At 71.3% G+C, this 12,717-nt stretch carries 13 protein-coding genes; 9 read left to right on the forward strand and 4 right to left on the reverse strand.

The window, feature by feature from the left end; genetic code table 11:
- Positions 1-20 precede the first annotated feature (20 nt).
- The 6 genes from ABZU76_RS35915 to ABZU76_RS35940 all read left to right on the forward strand — a co-directional run bounded on the left by ABZU76_RS35915 (position 21) and on the right by ABZU76_RS35940 (position 5,375).
- Entirely contained in the window at positions 21-1,217 is a 1,197-nt protein-coding gene (locus ABZU76_RS35915; protein WP_354877837.1) for an MCE family protein, read from the forward strand.
- Complete coding sequence (locus ABZU76_RS35920; protein WP_354877840.1) at positions 1,214-2,392, forward strand: MCE family protein; 1,179 nt, start codon at positions 1,214-1,216, stop codon at positions 2,390-2,392. The genes ABZU76_RS35915 and ABZU76_RS35920 overlap by 4 nt, the downstream gene beginning before the upstream one ends.
- Positions 2,389-3,627 carry an MCE family protein gene (locus ABZU76_RS35925; protein ID WP_354877843.1) on the forward strand — a complete coding sequence of 413 codons (1,239 nt, stop codon included), beginning with the start codon at positions 2,389-2,391 and terminating at the stop codon, positions 3,625-3,627. Before ABZU76_RS35920 ends, ABZU76_RS35925 begins: the two co-directional genes overlap by 4 nt.
- Complete coding sequence (locus ABZU76_RS35930; RefSeq protein ID WP_354877846.1) at positions 3,627-4,115, forward strand: hypothetical protein; 489 nt, start codon at positions 3,627-3,629, stop codon at positions 4,113-4,115. The genes ABZU76_RS35925 and ABZU76_RS35930 overlap by 1 nt, the downstream gene beginning before the upstream one ends.
- Entirely contained in the window at positions 4,112-4,594 is a 483-nt protein-coding gene (locus ABZU76_RS35935) for a hypothetical protein (RefSeq protein WP_354877849.1), read from the forward strand. The genes ABZU76_RS35930 and ABZU76_RS35935 overlap by 4 nt, the downstream gene beginning before the upstream one ends.
- Before the next feature lie 238 nt (positions 4,595-4,832).
- Positions 4,833-5,375, forward strand: a complete 543-nt coding sequence (locus ABZU76_RS35940; protein ID WP_354877852.1) for a hypothetical protein — start codon at positions 4,833-4,835, stop codon at positions 5,373-5,375.
- A 72-nt stretch (positions 5,376-5,447) separates the two neighbouring features.
- Here the strand turns inward: ABZU76_RS35940 and ABZU76_RS35945 are convergent, their stop codons facing one another.
- The 4 genes from ABZU76_RS35945 to ABZU76_RS35960 all read right to left on the reverse strand — a co-directional run bounded on the left by ABZU76_RS35945 (position 5,448) and on the right by ABZU76_RS35960 (position 9,557).
- A complete protein-coding gene (locus tag ABZU76_RS35945; RefSeq protein WP_354877892.1) occupies positions 5,448-6,572 on the reverse strand; it encodes a GDSL-type esterase/lipase family protein in 1,125 nt (374 codons plus the stop codon).
- Positions 6,573-6,636: 64 nt separating this feature from the next.
- Positions 6,637-7,482 (reverse strand): hypothetical protein, encoded by an 846-nt coding sequence (locus ABZU76_RS35950; protein WP_354877855.1) that lies wholly within the window; start codon positions 7,480-7,482, stop codon positions 6,637-6,639.
- Between the two features lie 4 nt (positions 7,483-7,486).
- Positions 7,487-8,989 carry an AAA family ATPase gene (locus ABZU76_RS35955; protein WP_354877858.1) on the reverse strand — a complete coding sequence of 501 codons (1,503 nt, stop codon included), beginning with the start codon at positions 8,987-8,989 and terminating at the stop codon, positions 7,487-7,489.
- Positions 8,990-9,074: 85 nt separating this feature from the next.
- Positions 9,075-9,557, reverse strand: a complete 483-nt coding sequence (locus ABZU76_RS35960) for a hypothetical protein (protein ID WP_354877861.1) — start codon at positions 9,555-9,557, stop codon at positions 9,075-9,077.
- 71 nt (positions 9,558-9,628) lie between these two features.
- Here ABZU76_RS35960 and ABZU76_RS35965 point away from each other — a divergent pair, with 71 nt between their 5' ends.
- The 3 genes from ABZU76_RS35965 (at position 9,629) to ABZU76_RS35975 (ending at position 12,567) form a co-directional block, all read left to right on the forward strand.
- Positions 9,629-10,873 (forward strand): aminotransferase class I/II-fold pyridoxal phosphate-dependent enzyme, encoded by a 1,245-nt coding sequence (locus ABZU76_RS35965; RefSeq protein ID WP_354877864.1) that lies wholly within the window; start codon positions 9,629-9,631, stop codon positions 10,871-10,873.
- Positions 10,874-10,939: 66 nt separating this feature from the next.
- Positions 10,940-12,061: an FAD-dependent monooxygenase gene (locus ABZU76_RS35970; RefSeq protein WP_354877867.1), complete on the forward strand. Its 1,122-nt coding sequence runs from the start codon at positions 10,940-10,942 to the stop codon at positions 12,059-12,061.
- 41 nt (positions 12,062-12,102) lie between these two features.
- Positions 12,103-12,567: a YbjQ family protein gene (locus ABZU76_RS35975; protein ID WP_354877870.1), complete on the forward strand. Its 465-nt coding sequence runs from the start codon at positions 12,103-12,105 to the stop codon at positions 12,565-12,567.
- Positions 12,568-12,717 lie beyond the last annotated feature (150 nt).

Here is a 12,717-nt window from a genome sequence, read left to right on the forward strand (position 1 = left end):
CTTTCTCCCGCGGAGGCGGCATGACTATCGAAACGAAGACGCAGCGCAACTTGGTGACCTGGTTGGGTTTCGCGTGCGTGGCCGCATTGCTGCTCACGGCGGGACTGTGGCTCGTATTTCGCACGAGCAGTGGCACCACCCTCTCCGCGTACTTCGGCAAAACCGTCGGGCTCTACGCGGGCTCTTCCGTCCGAGTGCTCGGTGTGCCCGTCGGCGAGGTCACCGCCGTGACGCCGGACGGGCAGGCCGTGCGCGTGGACATGCGCGTGAACGACGACGTGCCGATCCCCGTGAACGTCGGCGCCGTCGTGGTCGCGCCGAGCCTGGTCAGCGACCGCTACGTGCAGCTGACGCCGGCCTACGACAGCGGCCCGACACTCGCGAGCGGCGCCGTCCTCGCGCGCGACAAGACCGCCACGCCGGTCGAGCTCGACGACCTCTACGCGAGCCTCGACAAACTCTCCACCGCGCTCGGCCCCAACGGCGCCAACAAGAACGGCGCCCTGTCCGACGTCCTCGACACCGCGGCCGCCAACCTCAAGGGCAACGGCTCCGACCTCAACTCCACCGTCGGCCGGCTCGCCGACCTCGCGGGCACGCTCGACGACTCCAAGGACGACCTGTTCGCCACCGTCCAGAACCTGAACTCGTTCACGGATGCCCTCGCCCAAAGCGACGGCCAGCTCAACGAGTTCTACGAACGCGTCGCCGACGTCAGCGGGTTCCTCGCCGACGACTCGGCCGACGTCGGAGCCGCGCTGAGCTCCCTGGCCTCCTCGCTCGGTGACGTGAAACAGTTCGTGGCCGACAACAAGGCCGGCCTGGAGTCCAATGTGGACAAGCTGGCGTCGCTGACGGGTGTGCTCGTGGACCAGCGCGCCGCCCTCGCCGAGGTGCTCGACATCGCGCCCACCGGCGCCACGAACTTCATCAACTCCTACGACGCCGCGTCGGGCACCATCGCCGTGCGTGACAACCTCAACGAGATCACCAACCCGCCGATCCTCACCGTCTGCCGGATCCTCGCCGCGGGCACCCCGAAGGGCGTGCCCGCCACGTTGACCGACATCTGCAAGCAGCTCGCGCCGGTGCTCGACGGCGCGCTCAAGCTGCCGACCGTGCCGCAGGTGCTCAACTCGCTGCAGAACGGCCAGCTGCCCCCGCTGCCGCTCCCGCTCGTCGACGTGATGACGCAGCTTTCCGGCGGTGGCAAGTGAAGCGGCGGCGCCTGGCCGGGGTGCTCGCCGGCGTGCTCGTGCTCGCCGGCTGCAGCGACGGCGGGTTCAACGGCCTGTACTCCACGCCGCTGCCGGGCGGGCCCGATCTCGGCGACCACCCGTACCACGTGACGGCGCTGTTCACCGACGTGCTCGACCTCGTGCCGCAGGCGAGCGTGAAGGTGAACGACGTGGCCGTGGGCCGGGTCGACAAGATCACCCTCACACCCGACACCCGCTCGGCACTGGTTGCCATGACTGTCAACGGCGACGTGCAGCTGCCCGCCAACGCGCGTGGCGAGCTGCGGCAGTCGAGCCTGCTGGGGGAGAAGTTCGTGGAGCTGGGCCAGCCCACCGCGGAAAAACCCGCCGGTCACCTCGCCGACGGCGCGCAGATCCCGCTCGGGCGCACCAACCGCAACCCCGAGGTCGAGGAAGTCCTCGGTGCGCTTTCCCTGCTCCTCAATGGTGGCGGCCTCGGCCAGCTGCAGGACATCAGCCACGAGCTCAACGACGCGTTGTCCGGCAACGAACCCGAGATGCGCGCGCTGCTGTCGCGAGTGGACGATCTCGCGACGCAGCTCGACTCGCACAAGGGCGAGATCCTGCGCGCGATCGACGGGCTGGGCAAGCTCTCGCACACGCTCGCCGGGCAGCAGCAGAACATCAAGACCGCGCTGGACAACCTGGCACCCGGCCTGAAGATCGTGGCCGACCAGCGCGACCAGCTCGTGGGGATGCTCAACGCGCTCAACAAGCTTTCGGGCGTCGCGGTCGACACGGTGAACCGCAGCCGAGACCAGCTCGTCGCGAACCTGAAGGCGCTGCAGCCGACGTTGCAGAAGCTCGGCGAGGCGGGCCAGGACCTGCCCAACGCGTTGCAGATCCTGCTCACCTACCCGTTCCCGGACTACGCGGGCAACACGATCAAGGGCGACTACGCCAACGTCGACGCGACCGTGAACCTCGATCTCGACAAGCTGCTGCAGAACTTCACGAACACCTCGCAGCCGCCGATCCAGATCGCGGGGCTGACCTCGCAGCAGCCAGGATCGACCACTCCGGAGCTGCCGCTGCCGTTGCCGACCACGGCGCCGCCGGCGAAGAACCAGGCCGGGCCCGGCGGGCTGCTCGGCGGTCTCGTGGGCGGCCTGCTCGGGGGAGGTGCCGGATGACCTCGCGCAAGACGCGGATCCAGCTCATCGCGTTCGTGGTGATCGCCGTGGTGTCGGTGGTCTACGCGGGCGGCAAGTACGCGGGCCTCGACCGGCTTTTCGGCTCCCGTGGCTACCAGGTCACCTTGCAGCTGGCCGAGTCCGGCGGCATCTTCGTCAACTCCGAGGTCGCCTACCGCGGCGTGACGGTCGGGCGCGTGTCGGCCATGACGCTCACCGGCCACGGCCTCGACGTGCACCTCGACCTCGATTCCGGTGGCCCGGACATCCCCGACGACCTCCACGCGCAGGTGGCGAACCGCTCGGCGGTGGGGGAGCAGTTCGTGGACCTGCTGCCCGACCGCGAGACGGGTCCGTACCTGCACGACGGCTCGGTGATCACGCAGGACCGCACGTCGCTGCCCGCGTCGCCCGACTCCGTGCTGTCGCATTTGGACGATCTCGTGGCGAGCGTGCACCCGGACTCGCTCAAGACCGTGGTCGACGAGACCTACGACGCCTTCGCCGGCACGGGCCCGCAGCTGCAGAAGCTGTTGGACAGCACGGGTTCGCTCACCGCCAAGGCCGCGCAGTACATTCCGCAGACGCGTGGGCTGCTGGCCAACTCGCGCACGGTGTTCGCCACGCAGGAGCGCCAGGCGCAGAACATCACCGACTTCGCGGGCGGGCTGAAGACGATCGCGGCGCAGCTCAAGTCGTCGGACCCCGACCTGCGCACGGTGATCGACCAGGCGCCGCAGCTGAGCCGCCAGATCAGCGACGTGCTCGCCACCTCGGGCACCGATCTCGGCGTGATCTTCGCGAACTCCCTGACCACCGCCCAGATCACGTCCGCGCGCACCGACGCGATCGAGGAGCTGCTGGTCGCCTACCCGGTGATTTCGGCGTTCTCGCCGTCGACGTCACCGGACGGCACCGGGCACCTGGGCGTGGTGTTCAACTTCTTCGACCCGGCGTCGTGCACCAAGGGCTACGAGGGCACGAAACAGCGCCCGGCCAACGACACCACCGAGGCGCCGGTGAACGTGAACGCCTACTGCGCCGAGCCGCCGGGCAGCCCGGTCGAGGTCCGCGGTGCGCAGAACGCGCCGTACGCCGGGAAGCCGCCCGTGATCCCGGCCGCGCCGAAGGAATCGGCGCCGTCGACCACTCCGGACGCGAACCAGTTGCCGGGTCTGCTCGGCCTGCTCACGCCGCCGGCCGGCGGCCTCGGGGCGCTGCTGGGAGGGTCGTGATGAAGGCGCGGCTGCTCGTAGTCGTGCCCGTACTGGCCGTGCTGGCGGCCGCGTGGTTCGGCTGGTCGTGGTGGCGCGCAGCGCACGACGACGCCTTGGCGCGTGGCCGCGACCGTGACGCCGTGCTCGCCGCGGCGAGCACGGAACTGGTGGCCCTCAACACGATCGATTACCACAACGGCGGCGCTGACGTGGACCGCTGGATCGGCGCCACCACCGGGCAGTACGGGGCGAACCTCGCCGGCGACCGGCAGCTGCAGCTCGACCGCGCGACGAGCACCAAGACCGTCTCCACGGCGTCGCTGCTGCAGGCCGCGGTCACCGACCTCGACCCGGCCGCGGGGACGGCCCGGGTCATCGCCGTGCTCGACGTGCGCGTGAGCACCGGTGGCGGCGCGGCCGTGCCGAAACAGGCGCGGCTGACCGTGGACTTCGCGCGCGACGGCGACGCGTGGAAGGTCGGCGGCGTCCAGGCGGTGGGCTCGTGAAGCGCTGGTCGATCGCCGTGACCGTGGTGGCGCTCGCGTGCGCCGTGTGGTTCGCCGTGCAGGCCTCGGCGCTGCAGCCCCGCGATGACGACGCGTTGGTGGACCAGGCCACCACCACCCAGGTGCGCGACCAGGTGAGTGCCGGCGTGAAGGCGTTGTTCTCCTACGACTACGCCAACCTCGACCGTACCTCGCGGGCCGCCGCCGAACTGCTTACCGGCCCGGCCGTCGGCCAGTACCACGCGCAGTTCGCCACTGCGAGCAAACGCGCGGCCGACGGCAAGCTGATCCGCACCACCACCGTCCGCTCGGCGGGCGTCCGCACCCTCCACGGCGACGACGCGACCCTGCTGCTTTTCCTGGACCAGCAGACGATCCTGCCCGGCGGGGGAGCGCCGCAGTCTTCGGTCGCGCAGCTGGCCGTGACCGCACACCGCGTCGACGGGGCGTGGAAGATCACCGGCCTCGACCCGCTGTAAGCCCCTTCCTCCACGGGCGAATTCGGCGCGTTCGCCGGGAATGTTCCGGATAGCTGACCGTACATCGCACCAGTCACACGAAAGCCGAGTCGTCTTCGTTCACCGCAGTGACCCGATTCACCCCTGGTATGTCCACAGTGGACGAATTGATGTGATGTGTGCCGCTGCAAGGGGTTCTGGTCGAACCCGGAACCAGGTCCCTACGTGGTTCCGGGTGGGGGAGTCGCGAAGGAGAAGGGTGGAAACTGTGAAAAACCTCAGGATTCTGGCGATCGCGGGTACCGCGGCCGCGGCGATGGCCGGATTGGCCGCGTGCGGGAGCGGCAGCATGGCCGCCTCGGCGCCCCCGCCGGCCGGCGCTCAAGCGCCCGCCTCCTCGGCGGCCGCGGCCGCGACCGTGGGCGAGGCGAACACCTCACTCGGGACGGTTCTCACGAACGCCAAGGGGTTCACGCTCTACACGTTCGACGAAGACAAGCCCGGCATGTCCGCGTGCACCGACAGTGGGTGCAAGTCGCTCTGGCCGCCGATCACCGGCCCGGCGCAGCCCGCGAACGGCGTGACCCTGCCCGGGCAGCTCGCCACGTTCACCCGCTCCGACGGTATCCAGCAGGAGACCTTCAACGGGAAGCCCGTCTACACCTACGCCCAGGACAGCGCCCCCGGGCAGACGAAGGGTGACGGCGTGCTGGGCACTTGGCACGCGCTCGTGGTCACCCCGGGCGGGGCCGCGCCGGCGACCACGTCGAACGGCACGGCCGGCGGCGTATCCGGCTACTGATCGCTCATCGGGGACCTGGCTCGGCCCGGCGTGCGTCGTGCCGAGCCAGGCGAGTCCCCGCTCCGGCCCGCTCTAAGCGAACGGGCCGCCTGAGCCGAACACCAGGCGCGCGAAGCGTTCGCCTACGCGCCGGTGGGTCTCGGCGTCCGGGTGCAGGGCGTCGGGCAGGGGCAGCTCCGCGAAGTCCTGCTCGCCGTAGAGGGCCAGGCCGTCGAGCAGGTGCAGGTTCGGGTCGTCGCCGCGCTGCGCGACGACCCGCGCGAGTTCTTCCCGGATGACCTTCAGCGTCAGCTTGCCCGGGCCGGGTTCGCCGGTCGCGCGGAAGCGGACCACACCGTCGGCCTCGAAGACCGGGGCGCCGGGGCCGGGGGTGTCCTCGTGGATCGGGCACAGCAGCGGTGAGACGACCAGCAGCGGTGTGGTGGGGTGGCCGGCGCGGATCGTGTCGAGGAACCCGTGCACGGCGGGGCCGAACGCGCGCAGCCGCATGAGGTCGGCGTTGACGACGTTGATGCCGAGCTTCACGCTCACGACGTCGGCCGGGATGTCGCGCATGACCTGCGCGGTGAACGGATCCAGCAGCGCGCTGCCGCCGAAGCCCAGGTTGGTCAGCTCCACACCCGCGTGCCTCGCGGCCACCGCCGGCCACGTCGTGGTGGGGCTCGCCGCGCCCGACCCCTGGCTGATGGAGCTGCCGTGGTGCAGCCACCGCGGCCGGCCGTCGGGGTTCGCCGCACTGGCCGGCGCGTCGGCTCGCAGCTCGACGAGCGTGGTGAGTTCGTTGTGCGGTAACCAGATCTTGACGTCCTTGGTCCGCGCGGGCAGTCCGGCGAACCGCACCGTGCCCGGCTCGCCGCGCCGCACCTCGGTGCCGCCGGTCGTCATGTCGACGAGGAGCTCGTCCCCGCCGCCCACCGTCCCCGCGCCGGCGGGAGCGCCGTCCACGAACAGCTCGTACACCCCGTCGGGCCGCGCCGCCGCGCCGACGTAGGACACTTTGGTGCGCACCGCGTCCAGCTCCACTACGGTCGCCGCGGTCCGGAACACCAGCCGCACCCCGGAGGGCTGCGCCTCCACCATGGCCAGCTGCGCGTCCCCGCGTGCCCTGGCCCACGCGGGCAACCGGTGCGGCACCAGGCCACGCTCGGTGCGCTCGAGTTCCAGGGCGCCGCGGACGGCATCGGGCAAGTCGATCATGTGCACGAGCGCCAGTCTGACCGCCGCGGCCGCGGTGCGCACGGTGTTTTCGAGGGCAGCACAGTCAGTGCTGGATCAGCCCCAGCTCCCCGAACAGCCCCTTCGCCCAGTCCAGCGCCGTCGGCAGGTCGTCCCACTGGCGGTCCTGCTCGGTGAGGTACGGGAACACGTACGGATCCGTCACCTCGGCCGGCAGGTCGTCCGGCCGGCAGTCGCAGGCGATGCCGAAGTTGTGGTCGTTGACGGTCTGCGCGACCGCCGCCGGTTGCGCGTCCCAGACGCCGAGCCAGAGGCGGCGCAGCATCGCGGGGTGGGCGACGCCGAAGATCAGGCGGCCGACGTCGAGAGGTTCTCCGGCCGAGATCACCCGGGCGACCGCGTGCGTGCGCAGCTTCTCGCGGGCAATGGTGAACATTCCGGTGAAACCGGACCAGACCTCGACACTGTGGCCCGCGTCGATGATCGCCGCGCACAGCGTCACGAGCGCCAGGCCGCGGTTGATGATCACGTCGTGGGCGATGCGGTTGGAGTAGGCGGCCGGGATGAGGAAGGTGACGACCTTGCCGCGGCGGGAGATCTGGCGGGGGATGGCGTCGACCATGCACTCGGGCACCCCGGAGAGGTAGGCGCCGATGTCGACCTCGCTGCCGGTGACGTCCCACGACGGTTCCAGCTCGGTCACCTGGTGGCCGAGGCCCGCGCCGGCGCGGAGCTCGTCGACGGTGATGCCGGCTTCCTCCAGCGCGACCGGCCAGCCGTCGACGGCCAGCCGCAGAGCCTCCTCCCACGTCGCGCCCGGCCAGTCGGTGCCGGTCTCCCGGCTGCCCGGCGCGTCGATGGTGGGCGGTGCGGTCGCGCTCTCCACGAACTCGTGCCACGACAGCATCGGGGGCAGGTGGACGGGCAGCACGGCGTCAGTCCAGCCCGAGCGCCGCGCGGTGCGCGTCGGACAGCCCGCGGATCACACGCCACTGCATGACCTGCTCCACGGTCGCGCCGGCTTCCAGCAGCTTCGCGCCGTCGATGCTGGCGCGCGGAGAGAGGATCACCGGGAGCTTCTTGGCCAGCGCGGTCGCGCGCAGCTCGCGGATCGACGCCACCAGGTGCTCCACCTCGTCCGGGTGCGAAGGCGCGTGCCGCAGCGCGACGCGTTCCTCCAGTCCCTCGTCGATGGGCACGTCGAGGACCACGAACCGGTCCAGCGTGGCCGAGTCGAGCGTCTGGCGGCCGACGTACTGGCGGTCGCCGCCGGTGCCGTAGGTGTTGCCGGTGGCCACGAGCCGGAAATCGGCATGCGCGGTGACCATGCGGTCGGCGAAGGCGCACACGCCCAGCGCGAGCGCCTGGTTGAGCTCGGCCAGCAGGCCGGGGTGGCCGTTGTCGAGCTCGTCGAGCAGCATCACGCCGCCGTGCTCGAACGCACGGCGGAACGGCGTGTCGTGGTAGTGGCCGTTGGCGTCGTAGTAGCCGAACACCTTGCTCATCGGGGTGGTCGGGCCCAGCGAAAGCGCCTGGAACTGCAGGCCCAGCGCCTGCGCCGCGTGCTTGGCCAGCATGGACTTGCCGGTGCCCGCAGGACCGACGAGCAGCACGTGGCAGCGCGCGTGCAGCGCGACCAGCACCTCCGGCAGCACGGAGTGGGTGTCCTCGGCCAGCTCGATCGGCTTGCCCTGGGGCAGCACCACCGACACCACGGTCGGCGAATACCGGGCGAGCTCCTTCTCGGCCGCCGCCTGCACGGCCGAGCGGACGCGGGCAAGGGCCACGGCCGACACGCGCTCGACGAGGTCGGGTTTGGCCTGCCGCGCCACCTCGGCCACTGCCTTCTCGATCGTGCCGGACAGCGCGGCCGTCGCTTCGTCCAGCAGGTGCTCGCGGGCCTCGCCGAGATCGGGCGTGGCCTTCGCGATGGCCTCGCGGGCGAGGTCCGGCAGCACCGTGCGCCGGAGCTGGTCGGCGAGTGTGGTCCGCAGCTCGGCGGTGGCGTGTGCCACGGCTTCGCCCACGGTTTGGGCGGTCTGCTCGCGCAGGGCTTCGGCTACCTCCGGTGTGGCTGCGGACACCAGCTTCGCGCGGATGGACTCGACGTCGGGCGTCGCCTCACGCACCGCGCGCTCGGCCAGCTCCGGCAGCAGGCGCGCTGAGGTGGTCTCGACCGTTTCGGCCGCCGACGCGCGCAGCGTGTCCCGCAGCGCGAGCTCCACCGAAGCCTGCGCCTCGGCCAGGTCCGGTGTCGCGTCGGCGACCGCGGCCCGCGCGAGCGGCGGCAGCAGGCCCTCGGCGTGGCGGCGGATCGTCTCGGGCAGGCGCGCGTGCACCTCGCGGTCGATGCCCCAGTACATCGCGGCCTGGGTGAACATCGACCGCGCCACGGCCTCGGAGATCTGGGCGATCTCGGCTTTCTGGCTGTCCCGCACTGCCTCTCCCCGCTTTCCGCGTTGCTCTGCGAAGACGGTAAGAGTCCTGCGGCGGGAGGGGTCCCGGATGGCCGCTTCCGGCCGTTCAGCCGTCCCAGACCGCGGCGCCCTGGCGCACCACGGTGACCGGCGCCGCGGTGTGAGCCGGCCACAGGTCCACGACGTAGCGGAAGTGCTCGCCGTACTCGTGCTCGTTCCACGTCACGGCCGGCGGGCCACTCTCCACATAGGACACTCGCACGCGGTAGCGGCCGGGCGCGAGCTCCAGCACGCGCTCCTGACCCGGGTAGTCGGCCGGACCGGCGAGCGTCACGTTCCCGCCCGCCACGGCGAGGTCGGCCTCGACCACGTGCTCGGCGTCGGCGAGCACAGCCGGCGGGCCGGGGTGCAGCGCGACGTCCACCTCGACCAGGTCGGAGCGAGCGGTGGCGACCGCGAGCGACGACGGCTCCACCGCGATCCGGTGCGAGTTCACCGCCTCGTCGGACCACCCACCGTCGCCGGGGACCCAGGCGGTGTTGTCCCGCAACGAGAACTGACGCTGATCGGCATGGACCACGAGGCGCACGAGACCCCACGGTAGACCCTGGACAGGGGGTCACCCGAAATGGTATCGACGCGCGGTTTAGCGTTGAGCCCATGACCACTGCTCCCGTCGACGTCGACACCGCCCGTCGCGACTACGCGGCGCTCGTCGAGCGCGGCCTCTCCCTGGACATCACCCGCGGCAAGCCGTCCCCCCGGCAGCTCGACCTCTCCGCGGACCTGCTCACGCTGCCCAACGGCGAGTACAAGGCCGAAGACGGCACCGACACGCGCAACTACGGCGGCCTCAAGGGCCTGACCGAGCTGCGCCGGATCTTCGCCGGCGCCCTGCAGGTCCCCGTCGACCAGCTGCTCGCGGCCGGCAACTCGAGCCTCGAGCTCATGCACGACACCGTGGTGCAGGCGCTGCTGAGCACGCTGCCGGGCGGCGAGCGCCGCTGGGCCGACGAGCCGCGTATCGCGATGCTGTGCCCGGTGCCCGGCTACGACCGCCACTTCGCGCTCGCCGAGCGCTTCGGCATCGAGCTGATCCAGGTCCCGATGACCGACGACGGCCCGGACATGGACGTGGTCGAGCGTCTCGTGGCCGAGGACGCCGGCATCAAGGGCATCTGGTGCGTGCCCAAGTACTCGAACCCGACCGGCGTCACCTTCTCCGACGAGGTCGCCCGCCGCCTGGCCGCGATGCCCACGGCCGCGCCGGACTTCCGCATCTTCTGGGACAACGCCTACGCCGTGCACCACCTCACGGACACCGAGGTCGAGGTCGCCGACGTCCTGGCGCTGTGCGCCGAGGCCGGCAACGCCGACCGCGCGTTCGTGTTCGGCTCCACCTCGAAGATCACGCTCGCCGGCGCCGGCGTCGGGTTCTTCGGCTCGTCGCCGGCCAACATCGCGTGGTGGTCGGGTGTGCTCGCCAAGCGCACGATCGGCCCGGACAAGGTCAACCAGCTGCGCCACGCGATGTTCCTCAAGGACGCCGAGGGCGTGCGCGCCCACATGCGCAAGCACGCGGAGATCATCGCGCCGAAGTTCGCGGCCGTCGACCGCATCCTCACCGAGGAGCTCGGCGACTCGGGGTTGGGCACCTGGACCAAGCCGACCGGCGGGTACTTCATCTCGCTGACCGTGCCCGAGGGCACCGCCAAGGAGATCGTGCGCCTGGCCAAGGAGGCCGGCGTCGCGCTGACCCCGGCCGGGGCCACGCACCCGTACGGCGACGACCCGAAGGACGCGACGATCCGCATCGCCCCGACGTTCCCGGTGCTCGAAGAGGTCGAAGAGGCCGTGCGCGCGCTCGTCGTGTGCTTGCGCCTCGCTGTCGCCCAGACCGCCTGAGCCCCCCGTGCCACCGCCGCCCGGTACGGTCGGCGGTGGCACGGACACGGCTCCAGGGGGATCTCGATGCGCGTTCTCATCGCCGGCGGTGGCGTCGCGGGCACGGTCACGGCGATGGCGCTGCAGCGCGCCGGCCACGAGCCCGTGGTCTTCGAGGCTTATCCCTCCGGCGGAGCCGACGCCGGTGCGTTCCTCACGGTGATGCACAACGGCATGGACGCGCTGAAGGCGATCGACGCCGACGGCCCCGTGAACGAAGCGTCGTTCGCCGCGCTCGGCGTGGAGCTGGTCGGGCCGGACGGCAAGACGATGGGCACACGCGAGTTCGATACCGGTGAGCTCGCCGGACCTCGCACGCTCACTCGCGCCGCGTTCTACCACGCGCTGCAGGAGGAAGCCGGCCGCCGCGGGATCACCGTGGAGCACGGCCGCCGCCTCGTCTCAGCTGAACCAGTCTCCGCCGAAACCGGTGCGTCCGGCGTGGTCGCCACCTTCGCCGACGGGTCCACCGCGACCGGCGACGTGCTCGTGGGCGCCGACGGCGTGCGCTCCGAGGTCCGCACCCTCATCGACCCGGACGCCGACCGCCCCCGCTTCACCGGCCTCACCGTGGTCTACGGCTACACCCGCGCCGAGAGCCTGCCTGCCGCGCCCGGCATCTACCGCATGATCCGCGGCAGCCGCGCGGCCTTCGGCTTCACCACCGCGCCCGACGGCGCCACCTTCTGGTTCGCCCGCATCCCCGACACCGAACGCCCGCGCGACGAGATCGCCGCCGTCACGCCGGCCGGCTGGCGCGAGTTCGCCCACGCGGCCTTCGACGGCGACCCGCTGCCGTGCGCCGACATCGTGGCCGCGACCGGCGACGACGTCTTCGGCGGCCACTCCTACGACGTCCCCACCACCCGTGTCTGGTCCACCGGCGCCATGGTGCTCGTCGGCGACGCGGCCCACGCGGCGTCACCGGCCGCCGGACAGGGTGCGTCGATGGCGCTGGAGGACAGCGTGGTGCTCGCGCTGTGCCTGCGCGACCTGCCGGACGCGCCTTCCGCGTTCGCGGCCTACGAGAAGCTGCGGCGCACCCGGGTGGAGAAACTCGTGGCGGCCAGCGCGGGCCAGGACGTCGGCAAGGAACGCGGGTGGCTGTACCACCACCACATCGACTGGAACGAGCGAATCACAGGCTGATTCGCCGGTGGACGGCGCCGCCGATCGCTACGATCCGGCGCATGACCCAACCCGCACCCCCCATGCAGTTCCCGATCATGCTGTCCACGATGAACGATCTGCCCGGTTATCGCGTCGTTCGCGTGTTCGGCGAGGTTTTCGGCCTCACCGTGCGCAGCCGCAACATGTTCTCCAACATCGGTGCCGGCTTCAAGTCCATGGCGGGCGGTGAGCTCAAGGGCCTGTCGAAGCTGCTGTCCGACTCCCGATACGAGGCGCTGGGCCGCCTTTCGCAGGAAGCCATGGCGCACGGGGCCAACGCCGTGCTCGCGCTGCGCTTCGACTGCAACGAGATCGCCCAGACCGCCAGCGAGATCGCCGCCTACGGCACGGCCGTGTACGTGGTGCCCGACGGCGCGCCGCAGCAGCCCGGCCAGCAGCAGGCCCAGCACGCTCCGCAGCAGCCGCAGGGCCAGCCCCAATACCAGCAGCAGCAGCAACAGCAGCCGGGCTTCCCGCAGAACTGACCCGAGCACCCCACTACGGCGTTGGTTGCGGCCAACGCACCACGCCGGTCTCAACTGGCGACCGCTCACCGCAACCACAGCGCGAGATCGCGCCGGCTTCCCGATTGTGCGGTGCGATCGGCCCCCGGCCGATCCGACCGCACAATCGGG

The sequence above is a fragment of the Amycolatopsis sp. NPDC005232 genome (genome assembly GCF_040607795.1).
GTDB lineage: Bacteria > Actinomycetota > Actinomycetes > Mycobacteriales > Pseudonocardiaceae > Amycolatopsis.

What these genes read in the sequence shown, in the direction of transcription:
- ABZU76_RS35975 (WP_354877870.1), top strand. Translation starts at nt 12,103, where the DNA reads ATGACCCAACCCGCACCCCCCATGCAGTTCCCGATCATGCTGTCCACG.
- ABZU76_RS35930 (WP_354877846.1), top strand. Translation starts at nt 3,627, where the DNA reads ATGAAGGCGCGGCTGCTCGTAGTCGTGCCCGTACTGGCCGTGCTGGCG.
- ABZU76_RS35925 (WP_354877843.1), top strand. Translation starts at nt 2,389, where the DNA reads ATGACCTCGCGCAAGACGCGGATCCAGCTCATCGCGTTCGTGGTGATC.
- ABZU76_RS35915 (WP_354877837.1), top strand. Translation starts at nt 21, where the DNA reads ATGACTATCGAAACGAAGACGCAGCGCAACTTGGTGACCTGGTTGGGT.
- ABZU76_RS35945 (WP_354877892.1), bottom strand. Translation starts at nt 6,572, where the DNA reads ATGATCGACTTGCCCGATGCCGTCCGCGGCGCCCTGGAACTCGAGCGC.
- ABZU76_RS35970 (WP_354877867.1), top strand. Translation starts at nt 10,940, where the DNA reads ATGCGCGTTCTCATCGCCGGCGGTGGCGTCGCGGGCACGGTCACGGCG.
- ABZU76_RS35965 (WP_354877864.1), top strand. Translation starts at nt 9,629, where the DNA reads ATGACCACTGCTCCCGTCGACGTCGACACCGCCCGTCGCGACTACGCG.